Source organism: Pseudomonas sp. B3(2017) (genome assembly GCF_002113595.1).
Classification (GTDB): domain Bacteria; phylum Pseudomonadota; class Gammaproteobacteria; order Pseudomonadales; family Pseudomonadaceae; genus Aquipseudomonas; species Aquipseudomonas ekonensis.
This window is the reverse complement of sequence record NZ_NEIU01000021.1, coordinates 75245-99543: the sequence shown is the minus strand read 5'-3', so window position 1 is coordinate 99543 and position 24299 is coordinate 75245. Positions and strand designations below refer to the sequence as shown.

Annotated in this window: 23 protein-coding genes; 10 read left to right on the top strand and 13 right to left on the bottom strand. The window is 63.9% G+C overall.

Annotated elements, in window-relative coordinates; genetic code table 11:
• The first annotated feature begins 408 nt into the window (after positions 1-408).
• The 4 genes from CAG33_RS24445 to CAG33_RS24430 all read left to right on the top strand — a co-directional run bounded on the left by CAG33_RS24445 (position 409) and on the right by CAG33_RS24430 (position 4140).
• Entirely contained in the window at positions 409-738 is a 330-nt protein-coding gene (locus tag CAG33_RS24445; protein ID WP_085584931.1) for a hypothetical protein, read from the top strand.
• A gap of 126 nt (positions 739-864) precedes the next feature.
• Positions 865-1578 (top strand): hypothetical protein, encoded by a 714-nt coding sequence (locus tag CAG33_RS24440; protein ID WP_085584929.1) that lies wholly within the window; start codon positions 865-867, stop codon positions 1576-1578.
• A 71-nt stretch (positions 1579-1649) separates the two neighbouring features.
• Positions 1650-3563 (top strand): alkaline phosphatase D family protein, encoded by a 1914-nt coding sequence (locus CAG33_RS24435; RefSeq protein WP_085640838.1) that lies wholly within the window; start codon positions 1650-1652, stop codon positions 3561-3563.
• 85 nt (positions 3564-3648) lie between these two features.
• Positions 3649-4140, top strand: a complete 492-nt coding sequence (locus CAG33_RS24430; RefSeq protein ID WP_085640836.1) for an adenylate kinase — start codon at positions 3649-3651, stop codon at positions 4138-4140.
• 19 nt (positions 4141-4159) lie between these two features.
• Here CAG33_RS24430 and CAG33_RS24425 read toward each other — a convergent pair whose 3' ends face one another.
• A complete protein-coding gene (locus CAG33_RS24425) occupies positions 4160-5332 on the bottom strand; it encodes an aspartate aminotransferase family protein (RefSeq protein ID WP_085634085.1) in 1173 nt (390 codons plus the stop codon).
• A 102-nt stretch (positions 5333-5434) separates the two neighbouring features.
• Between CAG33_RS24425 and CAG33_RS24420 the strand changes: the two genes are divergently transcribed.
• A complete protein-coding gene (locus CAG33_RS24420; RefSeq protein ID WP_085640834.1) occupies positions 5435-6340 on the top strand; it encodes a LysR family transcriptional regulator in 906 nt (301 codons plus the stop codon).
• A 14-nt stretch (positions 6341-6354) separates the two neighbouring features.
• On the opposite strand, the gene msrA is transcribed toward CAG33_RS24420, so the two are convergent.
• From msrA to msrB, 3 genes are read right to left on the bottom strand one after another with little or no spacing between them, the layout of a single operon-like run.
• Positions 6355-7059 carry a peptide-methionine (S)-S-oxide reductase MsrA gene (msrA, locus tag CAG33_RS24415; protein ID WP_085584920.1) on the bottom strand — a complete coding sequence of 235 codons (705 nt, stop codon included), beginning with the start codon at positions 7057-7059 and terminating at the stop codon, positions 6355-6357.
• Between the two features lie 15 nt (positions 7060-7074).
• Positions 7075-8883, bottom strand: a complete 1809-nt coding sequence (locus CAG33_RS24410; RefSeq protein ID WP_085640832.1) for a cytochrome c biogenesis protein DipZ — start codon at positions 8881-8883, stop codon at positions 7075-7077.
• A 43-nt stretch (positions 8884-8926) separates the two neighbouring features.
• Entirely contained in the window at positions 8927-9445 is a 519-nt protein-coding gene (msrB, locus tag CAG33_RS24405; protein WP_085640830.1) for a peptide-methionine (R)-S-oxide reductase MsrB, read from the bottom strand.
• Positions 9446-9596: 151 nt separating this feature from the next.
• Here msrB and CAG33_RS24400 point away from each other — a divergent pair, with 151 nt between their 5' ends.
• The 3 genes from CAG33_RS24400 (at position 9597) to CAG33_RS24390 (ending at position 12659) form a co-directional block, all read left to right on the top strand.
• Positions 9597-10313, top strand: a complete 717-nt coding sequence (locus CAG33_RS24400) for a response regulator transcription factor (RefSeq protein WP_085584914.1) — start codon at positions 9597-9599, stop codon at positions 10311-10313.
• Positions 10310-11836 (top strand): HAMP domain-containing sensor histidine kinase, encoded by a 1527-nt coding sequence (locus tag CAG33_RS24395; RefSeq protein ID WP_085640828.1) that lies wholly within the window; start codon positions 10310-10312, stop codon positions 11834-11836. The genes CAG33_RS24400 and CAG33_RS24395 overlap by 4 nt, the downstream gene beginning before the upstream one ends.
• A gap of 118 nt (positions 11837-11954) precedes the next feature.
• Positions 11955-12659, top strand: a complete 705-nt coding sequence (locus CAG33_RS24390; protein WP_085584910.1) for a hypothetical protein — start codon at positions 11955-11957, stop codon at positions 12657-12659.
• A gap of 60 nt (positions 12660-12719) precedes the next feature.
• On the opposite strand, the gene CAG33_RS24385 is transcribed toward CAG33_RS24390, so the two are convergent.
• The 9 genes from CAG33_RS24385 to hmpA form a co-directional block, all read right to left on the bottom strand.
• Positions 12720-13211 (bottom strand): RidA family protein, encoded by a 492-nt coding sequence (locus tag CAG33_RS24385; RefSeq protein ID WP_085584908.1) that lies wholly within the window; start codon positions 13209-13211, stop codon positions 12720-12722.
• Positions 13212-13381: 170 nt separating this feature from the next.
• The gene (gene cyoE, locus CAG33_RS24380) at positions 13382-14269 is read right to left on the bottom strand and encodes a heme o synthase (protein ID WP_085584906.1); all 888 of its coding nucleotides are present in this window, start codon (positions 14267-14269) and stop codon (positions 13382-13384) included.
• Between the two features lie 10 nt (positions 14270-14279).
• On the bottom strand, positions 14280-14615 hold the full coding sequence (gene cyoD / locus CAG33_RS24375) for a cytochrome o ubiquinol oxidase subunit IV (RefSeq protein ID WP_085584904.1): 336 nt from the start codon (positions 14613-14615) through the stop codon (positions 14280-14282).
• Positions 14615-15241 (bottom strand): cytochrome o ubiquinol oxidase subunit III, encoded by a 627-nt coding sequence (locus tag CAG33_RS24370; protein WP_085584902.1) that lies wholly within the window; start codon positions 15239-15241, stop codon positions 14615-14617. The genes cyoD and CAG33_RS24370 overlap by 1 nt, the downstream gene beginning before the upstream one ends.
• A 3-nt stretch (positions 15242-15244) precedes the next feature.
• Complete coding sequence (gene cyoB / locus CAG33_RS24365) at positions 15245-17275, bottom strand: cytochrome o ubiquinol oxidase subunit I (RefSeq protein WP_085640826.1); 2031 nt, start codon at positions 17273-17275, stop codon at positions 15245-15247.
• A gap of 3 nt (positions 17276-17278) precedes the next feature.
• Complete coding sequence (gene cyoA, locus CAG33_RS24360) at positions 17279-18220, bottom strand: ubiquinol oxidase subunit II (protein WP_085640824.1); 942 nt, start codon at positions 18218-18220, stop codon at positions 17279-17281.
• Positions 18221-19046: 826 nt separating this feature from the next.
• A complete protein-coding gene (locus tag CAG33_RS24350) occupies positions 19047-19556 on the bottom strand; it encodes a disulfide bond formation protein B (protein ID WP_085584896.1) in 510 nt (169 codons plus the stop codon).
• Positions 19557-19581: 25 nt separating this feature from the next.
• A complete protein-coding gene (locus tag CAG33_RS24345; RefSeq protein ID WP_085584894.1) occupies positions 19582-20142 on the bottom strand; it encodes an ester cyclase in 561 nt (186 codons plus the stop codon).
• A gap of 234 nt (positions 20143-20376) precedes the next feature.
• Complete coding sequence (gene hmpA, locus CAG33_RS24340; protein ID WP_085640822.1) at positions 20377-21558, bottom strand: NO-inducible flavohemoprotein; 1182 nt, start codon at positions 21556-21558, stop codon at positions 20377-20379.
• A gap of 161 nt (positions 21559-21719) precedes the next feature.
• Here hmpA and norR point away from each other — a divergent pair, with 161 nt between their 5' ends.
• Together norR and CAG33_RS24330 are read left to right on the top strand one after the other, a co-directional pair.
• Complete coding sequence (gene norR, locus CAG33_RS24335) at positions 21720-23270, top strand: nitric oxide reductase transcriptional regulator NorR (protein WP_085584890.1); 1551 nt, start codon at positions 21720-21722, stop codon at positions 23268-23270.
• Positions 23271-23393: 123 nt separating this feature from the next.
• A complete protein-coding gene (locus CAG33_RS24330; RefSeq protein ID WP_085584887.1) occupies positions 23394-24296 on the top strand; it encodes a chemotaxis protein CheV in 903 nt (300 codons plus the stop codon).
• Positions 24297-24299: the final 3 nt, after the last annotated feature.

Genomic DNA, 24299 nt, shown 5'->3' with positions numbered 1-24299 from the left:
GTCAGTCTGACTCCACAAGCACCCACACGAATTGCTTGATTCAGTTGTTAAAGAGCGGTTGGTCAAGCCTTTCGTCTCGACCGAGGCGCGCATTCTACATGCTTCACCTCTTTTTGCAACACCCTTAAAAGCTTTAATTTCATCAACAAAATCAACTGCTTAACTAAGATCAGCTTCGAGCTGCTCGTTAGCGGGAGGCGAATAGTACAGCATTGAAATTGGCCGTCAACCCCCGTTTAGAAATTCTTTTCCCTTTTACACAGCCTGTGTCGACAGTCGCCTATAGCAGCAGGTATTTTCGAGCCCCTCTCGGGCACCAAAAGTAGAAAAGGTCTTGTTTTGCAGGACCTTTTCTACTTTTGGCGGCCGCCCCCCTCCCCCGCGGCACGCGGCGTAAGGATCCTCACCATGGAAACGTCACTGGAAACCGTCGCCCTGTTCTCCCTCAAGCTGGCCTATGAGGAAGAAGGCCTGAGCCCGATCCTGCGGGACGATCTGGTGATGGGCGATTACCAGAGGGACGTATTCGAACTGCTGGTGCGCCGCAATGACGTGGACGCCATCCGAGTGAAGCTGCACGAGTGCCTGGACCTGGCGCTGGACGCCCTGGGCGGTGCGGAGAAGCCGTTGGGGCGCGAACTGCACAGGCTGTCGGCGGGCATCGGCCGAGCCGATTCGCTTGAGCAGTTGCACGCGCCCGTGCTGGCGATCAAGGGCTATCTGAAAGACGTGCTCTGACGCCTGCCTCTTCGGTGAATGTCTGCGTGGCGAGACTCTGTCGTTCTGATATCTTGCCACCCATCTTCAGCACCCTGCCCGGCAGACACCGATGCGGGGCGATAGGCAATTCAAGGAAAGGATCGAATGGAGTTTCTGCGTTTACTCGTGTTTTTGGCGGCCTGGGGTTTCATGTGGCGCTGGGTGGTGAAGAACCGCGGCGGCTGGAACCTGTTCTACAGCAACCTGGTGGGTGCGGCGGGCGGTTTCATCGTGGGCCTGGTGATGCTGTCGATCACCTTTTCGCTGTTCCCGTCGCCGCACCGCGCCGAAAGGGCAGCACCGGAGGAAGTGGTGGAGCAAGAGGCCGAGTCGGTCTCCGATGTCGCGCTGCTCCCGGAGGCCGACGACCTTCCGGCCTATGTCGCCGGCGAACCGCAGAACGAGCCTTCGCCGCCCGAGTCCGCGCTCCTGCCCAATTTCAGTAAACGTCTGACGGCAGCGGTGTCCGAGAAGAAGGTGCAGGACACCGCCGGCAAGGAATTCGCCGCGCTGCGCAAACGGATCGGCAAAGACCCGAACGCCGACAAGTCCCTGCTGGCCTCGGTGATGTGCGCGCCCTTCATCATGAACGCCATGCGCTTTCCTGCCTCGGCGGTGATCGCCAATCCGTCCTCGACCCAGAGCACGCGGTACAAGGATCAGACCTACACCATCAGCAATACCGTCACCGCCCGTAACATGCTCGGCGACGATGTCAGCTACCGCTATGACTGCTCGCTGCAGCAAGTGGCCGGCAAAGAGTCCGGGTACGCCGATTGGCGCCTGCTGAACCTGAAGCTGCAGAAGGTCAAATCTTAAGCCTGGTTTAAGGGTGTCGGGCGCCGGCTGCGCTATGATCGCCGGCCTGTGCGCCCAGAGCCCGATCCACGATGCCCCTCGATGAGTTGACCCCGCTGCCCCCTGTGTTGGCCGGCCCGCTGCTGCGGCGGCTGGAGCCCTCTCGGCTGGTGATGTGGCTGGTGGGCACCCGGCCGCTGTCGCTGACCTTGCACCTTGATGGCGTGGGCGACATCCCGCTCGACGGGACGGCGTGCACCGTCGTGCCCGTCGGCGCCCGGGCGTTTATCCACCTGATCGACGTCGCCCTGCAGGCCCCGCTGCCCTGCGACACCCGCATCGCTTATGACCTGCTGATCGATGGCCTGCAGCCGATCGCCGAGTGGGCCCCTCACCTGCTCTACGGCAACGCCGATTCGCCGGACTTCGTCCTGCGCTCGCGCATCGACCAGTTGCTCCACGGCTCCTGCCGCAAGCCGCACCACAAGGCCGCCGACGGCCTGCTATGCGTCGACCGACTGCTGGCGGCCGAAACCGACCCTGCGCAACGCCCGGCCCTGCTAATGATGACCGGCGACCAGATCTACGCCGATGACGTCGCCGGGCCGATGCTGCGCGCGATCCATGCCTTGATCGAACGCCTGGGCCTGTTCGGCGAGCACCTCGAAGGCGCCGTGGTCAGCGACAGCGCCCGGCTCTACGAACATCCGGCCAGCTACTACCACCGCGCGGACCTGCTGCCGGCGCTCGAGAGCAACGAGACATTGCGCGAGCGCTTCTTCGGCGGGGCGCGCAAGCCGATCTTCACCAGCAGCAACGCCGACAACCATCTGGTGACGTTCGCCGAAGTCATGGCGATGTACCTGCTGGTGTGGTCGCCGGTGCCGTGGACGCTGATCGATCCGCAGCCGCCGGCACTGACGCCGGACCGGCTCAAGCGCTACGCCCTCGAACAGGTGCGCATCGACGGCTTCAAGGCCGGCCTGGGCAACGTGGCGCGGGCGCTGGCGCACTTGCCGAGCCTGATGATCTTCGACGACCACGACATCACCGACGACTGGAACCTGTCTGCGCAATGGGAGGAAACGGCCTACGGCCATCCGTTCTCCAAGCGCATCATCGGCAATGCGCTGATCGCCTACCTGCTGTGCCAGGGCTGGGGCAACAATCCGGACGCCTTCAAGGATCCGCTGGAGAAGGCCCGCCGCCTGGGCACCGACGGCGAGGGCCGTCACCTCGACAGCCCGGCGCAGGATGCGCTGATCGACGACCTGCTGCGTTTCCAGCGCTGGCACTACGTGCTGCCGAGCACCCCGGCGCTGGTGGTGCTCGACACCCGCACCCGCCGCTGGCGCAGCGAACGCTCGCTCAAGCAACCCTCGGGCCTGCTGGACTGGGAAGCCCTGTGCGAGCTGCAGCAGGAACTGCTCGATCACCCGTCGGCGATCATCGTGTCACCGGCGCCGGTGTTCGGCGTGAAACTGATCGAGACCGTGCAGCGGGTGTTCAGCTGGTGCGGCTACCCCTTGCTGGTGGACGCGGAAAACTGGATGGCCCATCGCGGTGCGGCCCAGGTGATCCTGAACATTTTCCGACACTCGCGCACGCCCGGCAGTTACGTGGTGCTGTCCGGCGATGTGCATTATTCCTTCGTCTACGAAGTGCTCATCCGACACCGCAAGGCCGGCCCGCGGATCTGGCAGATCACCAGCAGCGGCATCAAGAACGAATTCCCGCCCGCCCTGCTGGAATGGTTCGACCGCCTCAACCGCTGGCTCTACTCGCCGCGCTCGCCGCTGAACTGGCTGACCAAGCGCCGCCGCATGCGCATCGTGCCCTACGTCCCCGAACACGCCGAAGCGGGCGAGCGCCTGTGGAACTCGGCGGGGATCGGCCAGGTGTTCTTCAACGAGGCAGGACAGCCACAGGACATCATCCAGCACAACGCCAACGGCGCAGCCAAGACTCGGATGCTGGCGCCCGACCTGTCGGACTATCCTGATTAGAACCACGGCACCGCAGACGCTCACTGCAGGAGCCAGCCTGCTGGCGATGGCGCCAGCACGGACGCCGCAGGGCCGAAGCATGCCCATGAACCTCACACGCACCCTCATCATCGGCAACTCGGGCGCCGGCAAGAGCTGGCTGGCCCGACGCCTGGCCGCGCACCTGGACGCGCCGTGGATCGAGCTCGACCTTATCCACTGGCTGTCCGACGAACACAGCATCCCCCGCCCCCGCGGCGAAGCGATGGGCATGGCCCGACTCGCCGCCAGCCAGGAACGCTGGGTGATCGAAGGCGTGTACGAGGTGTTCGTCAGTGAATTGCTCGACCGCGCGACGGCGCTGATCTGGCTGCGCACCGCCGACGCGGAATGCGTGGCCAACATCCGCCAACGGGAACGCGGCTCGCCCCCGGACGATCCGCGCCTGGCCGCGATGTTGGCGTGGGCCGTCGGCTACCGAGACCGGGAAGGCACGGACGGATGGGCCGCGCACCGGCAGTTGTTTGAGGGGTTTGCGGGGGAGAAGGTGGTGCTCTGGGGGCGCGGTGAAATCATCCGGTTTGCGGGCAGTGCATGACACACTGCCCGCCCCAGCTTCACATCGAGGCGATCACCCGCCCCACCCCTCTGACAATCATCCCCACCTCCCGCTCATCGAGCGTCAGCGGCGGCAGCAGCCGGATGGTCTTGCCGCGGGTGACGTTGATCAGCAATCCGTGATCCCGTGCCGCAATCAGCGTCAGGTCGCGGATCGGCTGCTTGAGTTCGATGCCGATCATCAGCCCCTGCCCGCGTATCGCCAGCACGTTGGGGTTGTCCGCCAGCTCTGAGCGCAGCCGGGTCAACAGGCGTTCGCCCTGTACCCTGGCGTTTTCCAGCAGCCCTTGTTCTTCGATGATGTCGAGCACCGTGCAGGCGACCCGGCACGCCAGCGGGTTGCCGCCGAAGGTGCTGCCGTGGCTGCCCGGGGTGAACAGGTCGGCCGCCCGCCCCCGCGCCAGACAGGCGCCGATGGGCACGCCGTTGCCCAGGCCTTTGGCCAGCGTCATGACATCCGGAACGATGCCTTCGTGCTGGAACGCGAACCAGCGGCCGGTGCGGCCGATGCCGGTCTGGATCTCGTCGAGCATCAACAGCCAGGCATGACGGTCGCACTGCTCGCGCAGGGCCTTGAGATAACCGGGCGGCGCGGTCTGCACACCGCTTTCGCCCTGGATCGGCTCCATCAGGACAGCCACGATCCGTGCGCCGTGCTGGCGTTGCACCTGATCCAACGCAGCCAGGTCGCCGAACGGCACCTTGATGAAATCCCCCGGCAGGTCATTGAAACCGAGGCGCACCGCCGGACCGTCGCTGGCCGACAAGGTGCCCAGCGTGCGGCCGTGGAAAGCGTTGGCCATTACCACCACCAACGGCTGCTCGATGCCTTTGCGCCAGCCGTAGAGCCGCGCCAGCTTCAGCGCGGTTTCGTTGGCCTCGGCCCCGGAATTGTTGAAGAACGCTCGCTCCATGCCGGACAGTTGCGTCAGTTTCTGCGCCAGCCGTTGCTGCCAGTCGATGCTGTACAGGTTGGAGGTGTGCAGCAGCAATCCGGCCTGTTCGCTGATCGCCGAAACGATGCGCGGGTGCGAGTGGCCGACGTTGGTCACCGCCACACCGGCCACCGCGTCCAGGTATTCGCGACCGGCCTGATCCCACAGTCGTGTGCCCAGTCCCTTGATGAAACTTAGGGCCAGCGGTTGGTAGGTGTTCATCAGGGCGGCGGTCATGACTTCAAACTCCAGTGAAGGTCGGTGTGTTTGCAGTATGGTTAGCCACCAGAGCTGGATAAACTCGGCAACACTTCAATCATTTAGAAGCAGGGCTTGATAATGGATCTGTTCCAGTCGATGAGCGTCTACGTCAAAGTCGTGGAAGCCGGCAGCATGACCGCGGCAGCCCTGCAATGCGAAATGTCCACGACCATGGTCGGCAATCACCTGCGGGCGTTGGAGCAGCGGCTCGGCGTGCAACTGCTGCAACGCACCACCCGCCGCCAGCGGCTGACCGAGTTCGGCTCGCTCTACTACCAGCGGTGCCTTGAGGTGCTGGGGCTCGTCAAGGACTCCGAACGCCTCGCCGAACAGACGGTGGACGAGCCGTGCGGACTCTTGCGCATCACCGCACCGCTGACCTTCGGCGTCGAGCGCCTGGCCCCGGCATTGAGCGAGTTTTCCCTGCAGTGCCCGCAGGTCAAACTGGATGTGGTGCTGACCAACCGCCGTCCGGACCTGCTGGAAAGCGGCCTCGATGTGGCGTTCCGGCTTGGCCATTTCGAGCAATCGAACCTGATCGCCCGGCCACTGATCGATTACACCCTGACCGTGTGCGCCTCCCCCGAGTACGTGGCCCGGCGCGGCATGCCGCATACGCCCGAAGACCTGCAGCAGCACGATTGCCTGTCGTTCGCCTACCCTGCCGGCGATGACTGGCAATCGGTGGAGAAGCGCTGGCGCCTGAGCGGGCCGGACGGAGAAATCATGATCGACGTCAGCGGCCCGATGCTGATGAACACCTCTGCCGGGCTGCATCAGGCGGCCCGCACCGGCATGGGCATCGTGATGCTGCCCGATGCCCTGGTCGAGCAGGACTTGCGGGACGGCAAACTGATCACGGTGATCCCCGATTACCAACCGCCTAGCCGCCCGTTGCACCTGCTGTATGCGCCGGATCGCTACCGGCTGCCGAAGCTGCGGCGCTTCGTCGAGTTTGCGATGCAGACGTGGGGCAAGCGCTGACCGGCGACCTGTAATCACGACCCGCCTTTGACCAGCACCGGTTTCTCCTGATAGCGCTGGGCGAACAACTGCTTCAACTGCGCCACCTTCGGCAGGTCGTTGATCACGATGTAGGGATAGCTCGGGTGTTCCGTCAGGAAGTCCTGGTGATAGTCCTCCGCCGGGTAGAAGCCGTTGTAGGTTTCCAGCCGGGTCACGATCGGTTTGCCGAAGGCATGCGTCCCATCGAGCTGGGCGATGTAGGCCTGGGCCACCCGTTGCTGTTCGGCATTGAGCGGAAACAGCGCAGAGCGGTATTGCGTGCCGCTGTCCGGCCCCTGCCGGTTGAGCTCGGTGGGGTTGTGGGCCACCGAGAAGTAGATCTGCAACAGGCTGCCGTAGCTGACCTGCGTGGGGTCGAAGGTGACCTGCACCGATTCCGCATGGCCGGTATCGCCCTCGCTGACCCGCTCGTACTCTGCCGTGTCCGCCGCGCCGCCGGCATAGCCGGACACGGCGTTCCTCACCCCTTTGACGTGCTGGAAAACGCCCTGGACGCCCCAGAAGCAGCCGCCGGCGAACACCGCCGTCTCGCTGTGGGCCTGGGTGTTCTCATCGAGGGCCGGCGGCGGAATGACCACCCCTTGCTCGGCACCGAAGGAGAATGCCGAGCACTGCCCCACCACCGCGGCTGTCGCGACGCCGAGCAACAGCCGGCGCCAGATCGTTTGGGTTTTCATGTTGCGGACTCCTGATCAACCGAAGGTAAAGGCGTAGGCCGACACGCCCGGATCGAGGAACTCGATGCTGAAGGTGCGGTCCTTCACGCCATCGGCCTGGCGCACCAACTGATAGAGGCGCTGCTCGGTCACCTGGCCGGTTCCGTCCGGGGCGACATCGACACCGTGGGCATCGCCCGGCGCCTGGCCATCGAGGGTCACCTTGAAGCGCACGGGTTTGCCGTCCTTGCCCGGGCCCAGCACCAGGTGCAGGTCGCGGGCGTGGAAGCGATAGACGATGCGGCCGGCCGGTGCGTCGGCGGTGGCGCGCTCGGCGCCGACCGCCCATTGCCCGCCGAGGCTCCAGTCGTTCAAGGCCAGGGTGGCCGGGGTGTTGTAAGCCGCTACCTTGTCGGGCACGAGGCTGGTTTCCGGTACGAAATGTTCCGCGCGCTGGTAGCCGATGTAGGTTTCCGGCGACAGCACCTGATTCATGTCCGCCGCCAATTGCACGCCCTGGGCATCGGCATCGATCAAGCCGTCGGCCACGGTCTTCGAACCGGCTTCGCGCAGCAATTGCTGAATGACCTTTTCCGACTCGGCGTAGTCCCCTTCGCCGAAATGGTGGTAACGGATTCGCCCCTGGGCGTCGGCAAAGTAGTGCGCCGGCCAGTATTCGTTGTTGAAGGCCCGCCAGATCCGGTAGTCGTTGTCGATGGCCACCGGGTATTGGATGCCCAGCGCCTTCATGGCCTTGGTGACGTTGCCCACGTCGCGCTCGAAGGCGAACTCCGGCGCATGCACGCCGATCACCACCAACCCCTGGTCGCGGTACTTCTCGGCCCATGCTTTTACGTAAGGCAGGGTGCGCAGGCAGTTGATGCAGGAGTAGGTCCAGAAATCCACCAGCACCACCTTGCCCTTCAAGGCCTGGGCATCCAGCGGCGGCGAGTTTAGCCATTGCACCGCACCGTCCAGCGCCGGCAACTGCCCCTCCACCGGCAAGGTGCCCGGTGCCTTCGCCGCCATTTTCATTGCGCCGCCGGCCGCCATCATGGCGCCGCTTCCTGGGATGTCCGACGCCGGAACCTGCGCGGTCATCGTGCCGTTCGCACTGGCGGAGCGTCCGGACAGCTTGCCGACCAACGCCTGTTCCAGGCCGCCCGTGGAGGCGGTGGACACCCGCGCCAGAATCCCGGTGTCGAGGCCCAACGCGATGGCGGCCACCCCGGCCAGCATCGCGGCCCCCAGCCCGCGCCGAATCCACTCGCCGGTGCCGATCGAGCGCTTCATCAGCGCAAAGACCTTACCGCCCAGCAGCAGGGCCGCGGCCAGCGAAGTGGCGGCACCGGCGGCGTAGGCCAGCAGCAACAGCGTGGTGGCGATGCTTGCGCCTTGCAGCGCGGCGCCGGTCAGGATCAGCCCCAGGATCGGCCCGGCGCAAGGCGCCCAGAGCAACCCGGTGGCGACGCCGATCAGAAACGAAGCGCCGGGACGCGGCCGGCTGTCCTGCCCGGCGGCTTCCGACAGGCGACTGCCGGCCGACACCAGCGGCCGGGTCAGGCGTTCGGCCAGACGCGGCAGCAGCAGCGTCAGCCCGAACAGTGCAACGAACAGCAACGCGAGCCAGCGCCCGTACTGATTGACTTGCACCACCCAACCGCCGCCCACCGCCGCCAGCGTGGCGACCAGGGCGAAGGTCAGCGCCATCCCCGCCAACAGCGGCAAGCCACTTCTGAAAAACGGCTGCCCGGTGCGAGCGAAGACAAAGGGCAGAACCGGCAGGATGCAGGGGCTGACGATCGTCAGCACGCCGCCCAGATATGCGAGAACCAAGAGCCACATGGCATCGTCCTGTAGTCAGTGAAAAACGCGGGCGGGGCACGGTTCATGCCGCCGCGGGGTTGAAGGTCATGGCCACGCCGTTCATGCAGTAGCGCAGGCCGGTGGGTTTCGGCCCGTCGTCGAAGACGTGCCCCAGGTGCCCGCCGCACCGCCGGCAGTGGACTTCCTCGCGGCTCATGCCGAAGGAACGGTCCTGGCGCGTGGCCACGGCGTGCTCCAGCGGCGCCCAGAAACTCGGCCAACCGGTGCGGCTGTCGAACTTGGTCGCGGACGAGAACAGCGCCAGCGCGCAACCGGCGCAGGCGAACGTGCCGGAGCGGTGCTCATCGCTCAGCGGGCTGGTGTAGGCCCGTTCCGTGCCTTCGCGGCGCAGCACGTCGTATTGCTCGGGGCTGAGCAGCGCGCGCCATTCGCTGTCGCTGTGGACAACGTCGAACGCTTCGTCGGCCCGGGCTTCGCCGATCGGCGCGGCGCCGGTCGACAATTTTGGCAATACACCCGCCAACAGGGCCGCAACCCCCAGCCCGCCGCCCGCTGCCAGTATCTGTCGCCGTGAAAGCATGGCTGTCTCCGTCGATTCCAAGTGCTTGATGACGAACACAGCCTAGGCTTGGGTTGATCGCCGAATCCTCACGGAAAGTTAAACGATTGGTGATAACTCGCCCGGAGGAAAACCCGCACAATGCGCCTATCGCGCCGAAGGAATGAGCTTCATGGAACAGACCAAACGCGTCCTGGTGGTCGAGGACGACCTGCACATCGCCGACCTCATCTGCCTGCACCTGCGGGACGAGCAATTCGAGGTGGTGCACAGCGCCGACGGCGCCGAAGGCATGCGCCTGCTGCAGCGTGAACAGTGGGACGCCCTCATCCTCGACCTGATGCTGCCCGGCGTCGACGGCCTGGAAATCTGCCGCCGCGCCCGGGCCATGGCGCGCTATACGCCGATCATCATCACCAGCGCCCGCTCCAGCGAAGTGCACCGCATCCTCGGCCTGGAGCTGGGGGCCGACGATTACCTCGCCAAACCGTTCTCGATGCTGGAGCTGGTGGCCCGGGTCAAGGCCCTGCTGCGCCGGGTCGACGCCATGGCGCGCAACCTGAAGATGGACGCCGGGCGCCTGATGCTCGACGGCCTGGAGATCGACCCGATCACCCGCGAGGTGCTGCTCAACGGCCAGCGGCTGGATCTGCCGCCGCGGGAGTTCGACCTGCTGTACTTCTTCGCCCGCCAGCCGGGCAAGGTGTTCTCGCGCATGGATCTGCTCAACGCCGTCTGGGGCTACAGCCATGAAGGCTATGAGCACACGGTCAACACCCACATCAACCGGTTGCGGTCGAAGATCGAGACCGATCCCGCCGCCCCCCGTCGCATCCTTACGGTGTGGGGACGCGGCTACAAGTTCAGCGCCAGCGCGGACCTGCCATGAGACTGACCCTCACGCAGCGCCTGTCGCTGGTGTTCGCCGCCCTGCTGCTGGTGTGCTGCGGCACTTCGGCCTGGCTGCAGGTGCGCTCCAGCCAGATGCACGAACTGGAAGTGGTACAGGGGCTGTCCCGCGACCTGGCCCGGCACATCGCCCGCGACACCGTGCTGATGGACAGCCACGGCCTGATGCCCGGCGCCGTGCGCGAGCTGTTCAGCCAGCTGATGCTGGTCAACCCCAGCGTCGAGGTGTACCTGCTCGACAACGCCGGCCGGATCGTCGGCAACGCTGCCCCCGAAGGCCGGCTGCGCAGGCAGACGGTCGACCTCGCCCCGGTTCGGCGGCTGCTCGACGACCAGCCGCTGCCGATCCTCGGCGACGACCCGCGCAGCGTCGACGGCCGCAAGGTGTTCAGCGCCGCGCCGCTGCAGGTCGACGGCAAGCCGTCCGGCTATCTCTACGTGGTGCTGCTCAGCGAGGCGCACGACCGCTACGCCGAACGCGGCGCCACCAGCGCCGCCCTGAACACCGCCCTGCTGTCCATCGGGCTGGTGGCGCTGCTGTGCCTGGTCGCCGGTCTCGTGGCGTTCAACCTGATCACCCGTCCGTTGCGGCGGCTGACCGACACCGTCAGCCGCTTCGACATCGACGGTGCGCCGCGCACAGCGTCGCAAGACAACGGCCCGCCGGTTGTGGACAAGTCCGCCGGACACGACGAGATCGCCGTGCTCGACAACGCCTTCCGGCAGATGCAGGCCCGGCTCGGCGAACAGTGGCGTTCATTGACCCGCCAGGATCAGGAGCGCCGCGAGCTGGTGGCGAACATCTCCCATGACCTGCGCACGCCGCTGGCTTCCCTGCACGGCTACCTGGAAACCCTGTCGCTCAAGGACGCCACGCTATCGGCGCAGGAACGCCGCCGCTACCTGGGCATCGCCCTCGACCAGAGCCGCAAGGTCGGCGGCCTCGCGCAATCGCTGCTGGAACTGGTGCGCCTGGAGCACGGCTTCGTGCAACCGGTGCTGGAACGCTTTTCGCTGACCGACCTGGTGCAGGATGTGTTCCAGAAGTTCGAGCTGGGCGCAGAGGCCCGCCAGGTCAGCCTCAAGGCCGACTTCACCGCCGGCTTGCCGGCGGTCTGCGCAGACCTCGGCCTCATCGAGCGGGTGCTGACCAACCTGGTGGACAATGCCTTGCGCCACACCCCGCCGGGCGGGGACATCGAGCTTGCGCTCACGCCGCAGGGTGCGCAGGTCGAGGTCACGGTCAGCGACACCGGCCCCGGCATTGCGCCGGAACTGCGCGAAGGCCTGTTCCTGCGCCCGTTCAACATCGGCGGCGCACGCCGGGACGGGGGGCTGGGCCTGCGCATCGTGCATCGCATCCTGCAGTTGCACGGCAGCGAGATCCGCCTGCTCGATGCGCCGGGGCGCGGGGCGACGTTCCGCTTTGCCCTGCAGGTCAATCCGCAGAGCGCCGAGCAATCGATGCTGCGTTCGGTGACACAGCACGCAGCGGGCAAATAATCGGCGCCGTCGGCGCCCTGCTCCGTGACAACCCGGCGCCGCTCCCCTAAATTAGGCGCCCGGAAAAAGACCCCGTGCTTTCTCGCCTCCACCCAGTCAAAGAAGTAGTGAAATTTCAATGTCCGATTTCAACACCGCTGAATCCGTAGTCACTCTGTCGTCCAAAGCGGAATACGAAAACTCCATCAATCTTTCACAACACCTTCCGCAGGCCAAGACCATCAGCGAAATGGTGCTGGACGCGTTCCAGTCCACCCGCGAAAGCGAGCAGATCCGTGAGCTGCGCGCGGCTATCCGTCAGGCCCACGACCGCTTCGATGACGACCAGGCCTATGAACTGATGGGCCAGCTCAAGCGCCTGAAGGACGCCGAAGCCGCCGACACCGCCGCCCTCGAAGACTTGAGCAGCAAGTTCCCGATCAGCCGTATCCTGTCCAGCTTCAAGGACGATCCGGCGTTCCAGGAAATCGTCTACGGCCTGGCCCTCAAGGTCCTGAACCAGACCCACCAGGCCATCAGCAATCCGAGCGGCGGCAAGGGCAAGGCCGCACGGGCCAAGAAAGACGCCGAAGTGTTCAGCATCAGCAAGGACGGCGTCAGCGTGACCCTGCCGATGCGCACCCCGCGCTCGCGCCTGAGCATGGACCGCGAGGCGCTGGAGTTCCTCGGCTTCACCTTCACCGGCGAAGGCGACGAGGCCGAGCTGGAGAGCGAGACCTTCATCGACAACGCCGGCACCGAGCAGGCGGTCAACCGCAAGAACATCATCACCGCCCTGCAGCAGCAGACCGCGTTCGACGGCTACAGCATCGCCGCGCAGTAAACCGCTCTGACGAAAAAGCCCCGCTCTGGAATCCAGGCGGGGCTTTTTGCTGTGCGGCGGTCAGGCCGACGGATGCAGCGCCGCGATCATGTCCACTTCGATGGCCGCGTTCTTGGGCAACTGATACACGCCGACTGTGGTGCGGGTGTGCCGGCCGACATCGCCGAACACGTGGCTGAACACATCCGATGCGCCGTTGGCCACTTCGCTCAGGTCGACGAAGTCCGCCGTGGACTTCACGTAGACCGTGACCCGCAGCAGCGCCTTGACCTTGTCCAGCGAGCCGACGGCATCGACGATCAACGCCAGCGCGCGCATCGCGCTGATGCTGGCGGCGGCCTGCGCATCCTTGAGCGTCAGCTCCAGGCCGACCCGGCCCGGGTACTGGATCTGGCCGTGGGTGCGCGGCACCAGCCCGCTGATGTACAGCTCGTCGTGATGGCGGATCAGCGGCGCATAGTTGCCGCCGCTGGAGTTCTCGCCATAGATGTCGAAGTTCAGTTCTTTCGCCAGTGCAATGAAACGTTCGTCGCAGGTCAGCCTTTCCGTCATTTCGCCCAGCCTCTGAATCGATGCATGAAGGACCGCAGGTTTGGATCCAAATCTAGGCCTTTTGCCATTACCGCGCAACCGGCCATTCCCCTCCCCCGGCACCGAAACGCAGGCAAGAAAAAACCCCGTCCATCTTCCGATGGCGGGGTTTTTCTTGAAGCCTGCGAACCTTACTGCGCGTACGTCATCAGCACGTCGCCCGGCACCTTGAAGTCCACCGACATCATCACGCTCAGCGCGGTGATGGTGAAGATCGAGAACACGAACAGCTTGCGTGCCCAGACGGTGTCGTCCACGGCCTTGTTGCCGGTCCAGGCCATGTACAGCCAGTACATGCCCATGGCCGCAGCGACGGCGAAGTAGCTCATGCCGGCGTAGCCGCTCAGGGTCAGCATCAGGGTCGCCGCCAGGAACGCCAGGATGTAGATCAGGATGTGCTTCTTGGCCGTCTCGATCCCGCGCTTCACCGGCAGCACCGGAATCGATGCGGCCTGGTAATCCTTGAAGCGGAAGATCGCGATGGCGTAGGAATGCGGCATCTGCCACAGGCTGAACATCACCAGCAGGGTCAGCGCAGCCATGTCGAAGCTGTTGCTCACGGCCACGTAACCGATCACCGGCGGCATGGCGCCCGACAGACTGCCCACCAGCGTGCCGTGAACCGACTTGCGCTTGAGGTACAGGCTGTAGAAGCCGACGTAGATGATGAAGCCGATCACGGCGAACAGGGCAGCCAACGGGTTGGCCACCTTGTACAGCAACGCAACGCCGGCGACACCCAGGACGGTCGCATAGGCCAGGGCCAGTTTCAGGGACACGAGCCCCTGAACCAGCACCCGGTTCTTGGTGCGCTCCATCTTCAGGTCGATGTCGCGGTCGATGCAGTTGTTGAACACGCAACCGGAGGCCACGACCAGGGAGGTGCCGATCATGGCCGCCAGGAACACGGCCAGATCGACATGCCCTTTGGAGGCCAGGAAGAACCCGCCTGCCACCGAAAGCACGTTACCGAAAATGATCCCCGGTTTGGTGATTTGGATAAAGTGCTTGAGCGACATCGGGTCTACCTCACTTCGCCATCATGAACGTGTGGATGCTGAACATGATCCACAGCGACAAGCCGACCAGCAGCAGAATCACGATGGCCGTGAAGACGAACGCAATCACGTTGTTGCGCTGCGCCGCGGAACGGTCCAGGTGCAGGAAGTAATACAGGTGAACGATCACCTGGATCACCGCGAACAGCAGGACGATCGCCAGCGTCGTCGCCTTCGGCAGGCTTGGGTACATCACCAGGCCGAACGGGATGACGGTCAGGATCACCGACAGGATGAAGCCGATGGCGTAAGACTTTACGCTGCCGTGGCCAGCATCGTGGCTGTCATGGGAGTGTGCATTAGCCATTACAGGGTCCCCATCAGGTAGACGACGGTGAAGACGCAGATCCAGACCACGTCCAGGAAGTGCCAGAACAGGCTCAGGCAGCTCAGGCGGGTCTTGTTGGTCGACGTCAGGCCATGTTTGTTGACCTGGTACATCATCACCGCCATCCAGATCAGACCGGCGGAAACGTGCAGGCCGTGGGTGCCGACCAGGGTGAAGAACCCGGACAGGAAGCCCGAACGGTTAGGGCCGAAGCCTTCGGAGATCAGCAGGTGGAACTCGTTGATCTCCATGGCGATGAAGCCCGCGCCCAGCAGGAAGGTCATGAACAGCCAACCCAGCACCTGCTGCTTCTTGCCCTTGTACAACGCCAGCATGGCGAAGCCGTAGGTGATCGAACTGAACAGCAGCAGAGCGGTTTCGCCCAGCACGTAAGGCAGTTCGAAGATGTCGTGGCCCGACGGTCCGCCGGCCACGTTGTTCACCAGTACCGCGTACACCGCGAAGATCGACGCAAACAGGATGCAGTCGGTCATCAGGTAGAGCCAGAAACCGTAGACGGTCATCTCGCCCGAGTCGTGGTGATGGTCATCGTGCCCATGGTCATGACCATGGGCGTGTCCAACATTGGTCACTAAGTTCGACATTGTTTAAGCCTGTTCCAACTTGGTTTCAACACGGGTGGCGGACGCCGGGATCTTGCCGGCCGCGACCAGACGCTTGTGCTGCTCGGCTTCGATGCGCTCGATCACGTCGACCGGCACCATGTAGCCCTGATCGTCACGCGCAGCGTGGATCACGAAGTAGATCACGGTGCCTGCCAGGCTCGCGATCGCCAGCCACCAGATGTGCCAGATCATCGCGAAACCGAACACGGTCAGCAGAGCGCCCATCACCACACCGGTGGCGGTGTTGTTCGGCATGTGGATCGGCTCGTACTTGGCCGGCTTCTGGTACGCGGTACCGTTTTCCTTGGCTTCGGTGAACGGGTCGATGCAGTCGGCCTTCGGCAGGACGGCGAAGTTGTAGAACGGTGGCGGCGACGAGGTCGACCATTCCAGGGTATGGGCATTCCACGGGTCGCCGTGTTCGCACTTGTTCTCTGGCTTGTTGCGGTCACGCACCGACACGTACAGCTGGATCAGCTGGGAAGCGATACCGAACGCGATCAGCACCGCACCGACCATGGCGACGTACAGGTACGGCACCCACTCAGGGTTGGTGGTGGCGTTCAGGCGACGGGTCATGCCCATGAAGCCCAGTGCGTACAGCGGCATGAACGCGACGAAGAAGCCGACGATCCAGAACCAGAACGCTGCCTTGCCCCAGCCTTCGTGCAGCTTGAAGCCGAACGCTTTAGGGAAGTAGAAGCCGAAGCCTGCGATGTAGCCGAATACCGCGCCGCCGATGATCACGTTGTGGAAGTGCGCGATCACGAACAGGCTGTTGTGCAGCACGAAGTCCGCACCCGGGATGGCCAGCAGTACGCCGGTCATGCCGCCGATGGCGAAGGTCACCATGAAGCCCAGGGTCCACATCACCTGGCTGGTGAAGCGCAGACGGCCCTGGTAGATGGTGAACAGCCAGTTGAACAGCTTCACGCCCGTCGGGATGGAGATCAGCATCGTCGCCAGACCGAAGAAGGCGTTGACGCTGGCGCCCGAACCCATGGTGAAGAAGTGGTGCAGCCAAACCATGAAGCCCAGCACCGAGATCGCGCCCGAGGCGTAGATCATCGAGTGGTGGCCGAACAGTTTCTTGCCGGTGAACGCCGAGACGACTTCCGAGAAGATGCCGAACGCCGGCAGGATCAGGATGTACACCTCAGGGTGGCCCCAGGCCCAGAACAGGTTGACGTACATCATCGGATTGCCACCAAGTTCGTTGGTGAAAATGTGGAAATCCATGTAACGGTCAAGGGTCAGCAGCGCCAGGGTGGCGGTCAGGATCGGGAACGAAGCCACGATCAGGACGTTGGCCCAGGTGCAGGTCCAGGTGAAGATCGGCATGTCCATCAGCTTCATGCCAGGGGTACGCATCTTCAGCACGGTGGCCAGGAAGTTGACCCCCGTTAGCGTCGTACCCAGGCCCGATAACTGCAGCGCCCAGATGTAGTAGTCCACACCCACGCCAGGGCTGTATTGCAGACCCGACAGCGGCGGATAGGCAACCCAGCCGGTCTTGGCGAATTCGCCGACGCCCAGGGACAGGTTGATCAGCACGACGCCGGACACCAGCAGCCAGAAGCTCAGGGAGTTCAGGAACGGGAAGGCAACGTCACGGGCGCCGATCTGCAGCGGCACCGCAAGGTTCATCAGGCCGGTGAAGAATGGCATCGCCATGAAGATGATCATGATCACACCGTGGGCGGTGAAGATCTGGTCATAGTGTTCAGGCGGCAGGTAGCCAGGCGAACCCTCGGTGGCCATGGCCAGCTGGGAACGCATCATGATGGCGTCGGCGAAGCCGCGCAGCAGCATGACCATGGCGACGATGATGTACATCACGCCGATTTTCTTGTGGTCGACCGACGTCAGCCACTCGGTCCACAGGTAGGTCCACTTCTTGAAGTAGGTGATTGCCGCGAACAGCCCCAGACCACCGAGCGCGATCATGGCGATGGTGACCATGACAATCGGCTCGTGGAAAGGAACCGCTTCCCAACTTAATTTACCAAACATCGTTTACTCCTCTGCCCCGGCAGCTGAATGCGAATTCGAGTCCATTTCCGTGGCGGCCACTTCCTTCTCTTTCTTCTCGTGCTTCAGAGGCTTGCCCGGTTTCATGCCTTCGTACTTGTCGACGATGATCTGGAACTGGTTCGGCGTGACCGAGGAGTAGAGCTCAACCGGATTGTTCTGGCTTGGCTTGGAAAGGGCTGCGTATTCAGCTTGATCAAGCTGTTTAGGTGCCTTTTTGACTTCACTTACCCAGGCGTCGAAATCTTCCTGGGAAGTTGCGATAGCCTTGAATTTCATGCCGGTGAAACCAGCGCCGCTGTAGTTGGCGGAGATGCCTTCCATTTCAGCGTTGCGGTCGGCGATCAGGTGCAGCTTGGTCTGCATGCCTGCCATCGCGTAGATCTGGCCGCCCAGGCCCGGGATGAAGAACGAGTTCATCACGGCGTCGGAGGTGATCTTGAAGTTGATCGGCGTGTGCGCCGGGAACACGATCTTGTTGACCGTGGCGATGCCTTGTTCCGGATAGATGAACAGCCATTTCCAGTCCAGCGCGACCACTTCGATGGTCACAGGCTTGAGGTCGGATTCGATCGGGCGATAAGGATCCAGCGAGTGGGTCGACTTATAGGTGATGTAGCCCAGGGCGATGATGATCAGGACAGGGATGGTCCAGACGGCCACTTCGATCTTGGTCGAGTGCGACCATTTCGGGGTGTAGACGGCGTTCTTGTTGGAGGCGCGGTACTTCCAGGCGAACAGGAAGGTCATCACGATGACCGGCACCACGACCAACAGCATCAGCAGCGTGGCGGTGATGATCAGGTTGCGCTGTTCCAGGCCGATCTGGCCCGTTGGATTGAGCAAGGTCATGTTGCAGCCTCCCAGCAGCAACGTGCCGAGCAGCGGCACTAGGCCTAGTAATCTGGGGTACCTGTTTTTACTCATCTCACGACCTCTAAAGCAGCTTGCGCAATGCAGTTGGGTTTTGATCGCCAACACTTCACCCTGCCAAGGGTTGGCATTTTCTTTGGATTGAATAAGGGCCGCCCGTCGCGCGTCAGACGCTCGACAAATCCTGGGACAGCGGTCAGTTCTTATTCGAATTCGTGGTCAAAGGCCTTGTTACAGACCAATTCCATTTGGTGCGGAAAGTTGGAAGGCACCGACACCTGGGTATCGCGGCAGGCCTCATGGCCGCCCCGATACCCGACTTCCTGCCTGTGCCTCTATAAGGACGGGCAGTGCCGGGAATTCAGTGCGGGCGATTGTAGTGAGGTAGCGCCCCCGACACCATGTCTCATCCCGAAATAATTTTTATCCCTCAGAGCAACAATCCATCACCGTTTTTGCAAAAGTGGCGCATGGTATCGAAATCGATTCTCAACAAAAACACCAAAAAATGTAGGTGTACCCGCCCCAGATCAGACAGCTCCGAAGGCATTTTCCCGATCCCCGATCGGCGTAAACCCCGATAACCAAAGGGTTCTGGCCAAATGCCAGATGTTGTTAAAACTGCCTGCCGGAGCGACGCTGAATAAATGCTGACAAATGTCGAAACAGAACCGTTCGCTTGCCTGATCCTGCGTCTCCCCTGTCCTGAAAACGACACCGCGGCGCAACGTGTGTGACAACATGTCGCACACTTGCCGCACCGTTCGTTGCCGTTCGTCACGACGTTTTCACGCGGCCCCTGAAATGGCACGGCGCCCCGATCTCCGAACCCGGAAATCGGGGCGCCGTCCTGTATCGGCAAGCCTTGGGATAAGTTGACTCAGCGCAACGCCCGGCGGTTGCGCGCGGTCAGCAGCGGCACCAGGATCACCACCAGCACGAAGGCCAGCAGCGCCCACTGGGCCAGCGACAGGCCGAGGATCGGCGGGTACGGCGTCGAGCAGAAACCGTCCACCTGGAAGCCCAGCGGGAAGATCTTCGCCAGCGGCAGGTCATCGACGATCGGTTGCAGCACATCGATGCCGCAGCTCACCGCCGGGTAGAACTGGGTGTACACGTGATGCCCCGCGACGCCGGCACCGGCCAGTGCGCAGACCACCACCAGCGCCTCGAACACCGTGATGCTGCGGCGAGTGCGCATGGCGGCGCCGATGAACGCGAACAGCGCGATCAGCAGCAACGCATAGCGCTGCAGGATGCACAGCGGGCACGGCGCCTCGCCCAGCACGATCTGCATGTACAGCGCCCCGCCGATCAGCGCCAGGCAGATGATGCCCAGCAACACCAGCCAGCGCCGCTCACGTCCCAACCGAATCGATTCCTCGCTCATCGCGTTTCCCTTTCATGTCCATGGTTCAGCCGGCCGGCGCCTGCGCCTGCAGTTGCGCCATCAGGCTGATGTTGTCTTCGATATGCCAATTGGCCGCGATCCGGCCATTGTCGATCTGATAGATATCGGTTGCCCGGAAGTCTACACGCTGGCCCTGACCTTTGAGAGCCTTGAACGTGCCGGTGAAATGCCCGCGAAAGTGCAGATGCACCACCACGCGGTCGCCGGCGACGATCATCTGCTCGATCTCGCAGCTCAGGTCCGGCACCGCCGTGCGGAAGAACCTGGACGCCAGCAACGGGCCGGTCGGCCCCTGCACCCGGCCTTGCGGCGGGGTCATGTCGACGAACTGCGGCGACAGCGCCGCCGTGGCCAACGCCTCCTCCCCCGAGTTCCAGAAACTGCCGTAGCGCCGCGCCGCCAGCTCCATCGCCTCTTGCTGCGCCTTGGGCAGGCTCCGGTCAACGGTCAGGCTTTGGGGCTTGATCAAGGCGGATTCGGCAGACGCGAACGGGCTGGCGAGCAAGGCAGCCGACAGGCCCAATGCGGCCAGGCTGAAACGGCGGGAGAAGGTGAGGTGCGACATGGGGCGATCCTGATCCTGTAAACGAACGAGCGCCTATCATCAGCATCGGGGAATAAACGATAAACCGGTTAAGAAACGATTAACCTTTAAACACTTTTTAAGAATCGGGACCGCATCACGGCCAATCGCGGGCAAGCCCGCTCCCACAGTGTTTTGCAGTGGCCGCACTTTCTGCATCCACCACGGTTCCTGTGGGAGCGGGCTTGCCCGCGATGAAGGCCACCCGGTTTCAGATCACTCCAACGCAGCCGCCGGCCCGAAGAACTCGAAACGGCTCTGCGCCTCCGGCACGCCCAGCGCCTTGAGGTGGCGCTTGATGGCCGCCATGAAGCCCTTCGGCCCCAGGAAGTAGGCGTCCACGTCACGCTGCGCCGGCAGCCATCGGCCCAGTTGCTCCTCGCTCAACAGCCCGACTTTGTCCGCCGCCGGGCTCACGCCGTCGTCCTCGGCGTAGCAGTAGAAGCGCTTGAGCTGCGGGTGACGCTCGGCCAGCCCGTCGACCCAGTCGCGGAACGCATGCACGCCGCCGTTGCGCGCGCAGTGGATGAAGTGCACCGGACGCTCGGTCTCCAGCGCCGCCTCCAGCATCGCCAAGGTCGGCGTGATGCCGACGCCGCCGCTGATCAGCACCAGCGGCTTGTCGCTGTCGGTCAGGGTGAACTCGCCCGACGGCGGGAACAGCTGGATGCTCGCCCCGACGTGCAGCTGGTCATGCAGGTGATTGGAGGCGCGTCCGCCGGGCTCGCGCTTGACGCTGATGCGGTACTGGCCGTTGTTCGCCAGCGCCGACAGCGAGTAGTTGCGGCGGATCTCTTCGCCGTCGAGGATCAGTTTCATGCCGATGTACTGGCCAGGCTCGGCCGCAAGGATCGGGCCCTTGTCCGCCGGCTCGAAGTAGAACGAGATGATTTCCGCGCTCTCCTCGACCTTGGCCGCGACGATGAACTCCCGCGCCCCGCGCCAGCCGCCGGGCGCCTGTTCCTTCTGGTCGTAGATGGCGGATTCGGCGCCGATCAGGATGTCGGCGAGCTGGCCGTAGGCCGCGCCCCAGGCGCTCATGACGTCAGGCGTCGCGATCTCGTCGCCCAGCACTTCGGAAATCGCGCGCAGCAGGCAGCTGCCGACGATCGGGTAGTGCTCCGGCAGGATCTGCAACGCCACGTGCTTGTTGATGATCTTGGCCACCAGATCGCCCAACTGGTCGAGCTGGTCGATGTGGCGGGCGTACATCAGCACGCCGTTGGCCAAGGCCCGGGGCTGGTCGCCGCTGGCCTGGTGGGCCTGGTTGAACAGCGGGCGCACCTCAGGGTATTCGGACAGCATCATCCGGTAGAAATGGGTGATCAGCGCTTCGCCGCCGCTCTCCAGCAGCGGCACGGTGGATTTGATGATTGCACGGTCCTGAACGCTAAGCATAAGGGTGACTCCTGAGCTTTCTTGATTAATGTCTTAAGCGTTTCAGCTTTCATGCCAAGTTTTTTATTGAATAAAATCAATGAGTTATAAATAGCGTAGTCATATCGACACAGGCGCGCGTATAGTCACGCCGACTACACAGAGTCCGAATGACTACCACCATGTCCGCCAAACCCCTGCTCACCGCCCTGCTCCCCTTGGTCGCCGACCTGTCCCGCGAACTGCCCGAGGGCGAGCGCTACCGACGCCTGCTCGAAGCCATGCGCGCGCTACTGCCGTGCGACGCCGCCGCGCTGCTGCGCCTGGACGGCGATTGCCTGGTGCCGCTGGCGGTGGACGGCTTGAGCGCCGACACCCTGGGGCGGCGCTTCAAGGTCAGCGAGCACCCGCGTTTCGAAGTGCTGCTGGCGGGCGCAGGACCGACCCGCTTCGCCGCCGACAGCGAACTGCCCGACCCCTACGACGGTCTGGTGGACGGGCTGGCCGACCACCTGGAAGTCCATGACTGCCTCGGCTGCCCGCTGTTTGTCGATGAACGGCTGTGGGGCCTGATCACCCTCGACGCCCTCGACCCCGAACGCTTCGAGCCGATCGAGCTCGACGCCCTGCAAGCCTTCGCCAGCCTGGCCTCGGCCACGGTGAACGCCGCCGAGCGCATCGAGCGCCTGGCGCTGCGCGCCGAAGACGAACACCAGCGAGCCGAGGTCTATCGCCAGGCCAGCGGCCAGCAGCACCGGGAAATGATCGGTCAGAGCAAGGCCCATAAACGTCTGGTGGAAGAGATCCAACTGGTGGGCGGCAGCGACCTGACCGTACTGATCACCGGCGAGACCGGGGTCGGCAAGGAACTGGTGGCCCAGGCGATCCACGCCGCCTCGCCCCGCGCCGACAAACCGATCATCAGCCTCAACTGCGCCGCCCTGCCGGACACCCTGGTGGAAAGCGAACTGTTCGGCCACGTGCGCGGCGCCTTCACCGGCGCCACCGCCGACCGGCGCGGCAAGTTCGAACTGGCCAACGGCGGCACGCTGTTCCTCGACGAGGTCGGCGAGCTGTCGCTGACCGTCCAGGCCAAGCTGTTGCGGGTACTGCAGAGCGGTCAACTGCAGCGCCTGGGCTCGGACAAGGAACACCAGGTGGACGTGCGCCTGATCGCCGCCACCAACCGCGACCTGGCCGACGAAGTGCGCAACGGCCGCTACCGCGCCGACTTCTACCACCGCCTGAGCGTGTACCCCTTACGGGTGCCGGCCCTGCGCGACCGGGGCCGCGACGTGCTGCTGCTCAGCGGCTTTTTCCTGGAGCAGAACCGCTCGCGCATGGGCCTGGGCAGCCTGCGCCTGAGCGCCGACGCCCAGGAGGCGCTGCTGGCCTACACTTGGCCGGGCAACGTGCGCGAACTGGAACACCTGATCGGCCGCAGCGCGCTCAAGGCGCTGGGCAACTGCAAGGTACGGCCGAAGATCCTCACCTTGCATGCGGCGGATCTCGACTTGCCCCGCGAGGTTGTGGATAACCTGGCGCCGCCGGTCGCCGCAGCCGCCCTGCCCTTGCCCGGCGCAGACCTGCGCAGCGCCACCGAGCAGTACCAGCGCCAGCTGATCGGCGCCGCCCTGGAACGCCACCGGGACAACTGGGCCAGCGCCGCCCGTGAACTGGGGCTGGACCGGGCGAACCTGGGGCGGCTGGCCAAAAGGCTGGGGATGAAATGACCGCCACGCCGTCCGATTGGCGCCAGAATCCCTAAAGCCTGCCGGCATCAAGTCGATAACCCGGCATCGATACCTGCTGGCGATCCGTGGATCGCCGCTCACCTTTTTCAACAGAAGGTTTTTATGTCTTCCAACAAAGCCCGCGCAGATTCACTTTCGCTTCTGCTGTTTACCTTGCGCAGCGGCAAGCTGATGGCGATCAACCTGCTGAAAGTCAGTGAAATCATCCCCTGCCCGCCGCTGACCAAGCTGCCGGAGTCGCACCCCCACGTCAAAGGCATCGCCACCCTGCGCGGGACGTCGCTGTCGGTCATCGACCTGAGCCGCGCCATCGGCGAGCGGCCGCTGGAGGATCCCAACGGCGGCTGCCTGATCGTCACCGACGTCAGCCGTTCGAAACAGGGCCTGCACGTGCAGGCGGTGAGCAAGATCGTCCACTGCCTGACCACCGACATCAAGCCGCCGCCCTTCGGCTCCGGCGGCTCGCGTGCCTACATCACCGGCGTCACGTCGGTGGACGGCACGCTGGTGCAGGTGCTGGACATCGAAAAGGTCATCCACGGCATCGCCCCGGTGGAGATCGACCTGACCCCGACCGAACTGAGCATGGAAGACGCCGAAGTGCTGGGCAACGCACGCATCCTGGTGGTGGACGACAGCCAGGTGGCGCTGCAGCAATCGGTGCACACCCTGCGCAACCTCGGCCTGGAATGCCACACCGCCCGCAGCGCCAAGGAAGCCATCGGCTGCCTGCTGGACCTGCAAGGCACCGCGCAGGAGATCAACCTGATCGTCTCGGACATCGAAATGTCGGAGATGGACGGCTACGCCTTCACCCGCACCCTGCGCGAGACGCCAGACTTCGCCCACCTCTATGTGCTGCTGCACACCTCGCTCGACAGCGCGATGAACAGCGAAAAGGCCCGTCAGGCCGGCGCCAACGGAGTGCTGACCAAGTTCTCCTCGCCGGAACTCACCCACTGTCTGATCGAAGCGGCCAAGTACGTCGCCGCCCAGGGCCATTGACCG

Bases quoted from the DNA above. Each gene is read 5' to 3' on its own strand.
- CAG33_RS24445 (WP_085584931.1), top strand. From the start codon at position 409: ATGGAAACGTCACTGGAAACCGTCGCCCTGTTCTCCCTCAAGCTGGCC.
- CAG33_RS24440 (WP_085584929.1), top strand. From the start codon at position 865: ATGGAGTTTCTGCGTTTACTCGTGTTTTTGGCGGCCTGGGGTTTCATG.
- CAG33_RS24435 (WP_085640838.1), top strand. From the start codon at position 1,650: ATGCCCCTCGATGAGTTGACCCCGCTGCCCCCTGTGTTGGCCGGCCCG.
- CAG33_RS24430 (WP_085640836.1), top strand. From the start codon at position 3,649: ATGAACCTCACACGCACCCTCATCATCGGCAACTCGGGCGCCGGCAAG.
- CAG33_RS24425 (WP_085634085.1), bottom strand. From the start codon at position 5,332: ATGACCGCCGCCCTGATGAACACCTACCAACCGCTGGCCCTAAGTTTC.
- CAG33_RS24420 (WP_085640834.1), top strand. From the start codon at position 5,435: ATGGATCTGTTCCAGTCGATGAGCGTCTACGTCAAAGTCGTGGAAGCC.
- msrA (WP_085584920.1), bottom strand. From the start codon at position 7,059: ATGAAAACCCAAACGATCTGGCGCCGGCTGTTGCTCGGCGTCGCGACA.
- CAG33_RS24410 (WP_085640832.1), bottom strand. From the start codon at position 8,883: ATGTGGCTCTTGGTTCTCGCATATCTGGGCGGCGTGCTGACGATCGTC.
- msrB (WP_085640830.1), bottom strand. From the start codon at position 9,445: ATGCTTTCACGGCGACAGATACTGGCAGCGGGCGGCGGGCTGGGGGTT.
- CAG33_RS24400 (WP_085584914.1), top strand. From the start codon at position 9,597: ATGGAACAGACCAAACGCGTCCTGGTGGTCGAGGACGACCTGCACATC.
- CAG33_RS24395 (WP_085640828.1), top strand. From the start codon at position 10,310: ATGAGACTGACCCTCACGCAGCGCCTGTCGCTGGTGTTCGCCGCCCTG.
- CAG33_RS24390 (WP_085584910.1), top strand. From the start codon at position 11,955: ATGTCCGATTTCAACACCGCTGAATCCGTAGTCACTCTGTCGTCCAAA.
- CAG33_RS24385 (WP_085584908.1), bottom strand. From the start codon at position 13,211: ATGACGGAAAGGCTGACCTGCGACGAACGTTTCATTGCACTGGCGAAA.
- cyoE (WP_085584906.1), bottom strand. From the start codon at position 14,269: ATGTCGCTCAAGCACTTTATCCAAATCACCAAACCGGGGATCATTTTC.
- cyoD (WP_085584904.1), bottom strand. From the start codon at position 14,615: ATGGCTAATGCACACTCCCATGACAGCCACGATGCTGGCCACGGCAGC.
- CAG33_RS24370 (WP_085584902.1), bottom strand. From the start codon at position 15,241: ATGTCGAACTTAGTGACCAATGTTGGACACGCCCATGGTCATGACCAT.
- cyoB (WP_085640826.1), bottom strand. From the start codon at position 17,275: ATGTTTGGTAAATTAAGTTGGGAAGCGGTTCCTTTCCACGAGCCGATT.
- cyoA (WP_085640824.1), bottom strand. From the start codon at position 18,220: ATGAGTAAAAACAGGTACCCCAGATTACTAGGCCTAGTGCCGCTGCTC.
- CAG33_RS24350 (WP_085584896.1), bottom strand. From the start codon at position 19,556: ATGAGCGAGGAATCGATTCGGTTGGGACGTGAGCGGCGCTGGCTGGTG.
- CAG33_RS24345 (WP_085584894.1), bottom strand. From the start codon at position 20,142: ATGTCGCACCTCACCTTCTCCCGCCGTTTCAGCCTGGCCGCATTGGGC.
- hmpA (WP_085640822.1), bottom strand. From the start codon at position 21,558: ATGCTTAGCGTTCAGGACCGTGCAATCATCAAATCCACCGTGCCGCTG.
- norR (WP_085584890.1), top strand. From the start codon at position 21,720: ATGTCCGCCAAACCCCTGCTCACCGCCCTGCTCCCCTTGGTCGCCGAC.
- CAG33_RS24330 (WP_085584887.1), top strand. From the start codon at position 23,394: ATGTCTTCCAACAAAGCCCGCGCAGATTCACTTTCGCTTCTGCTGTTT.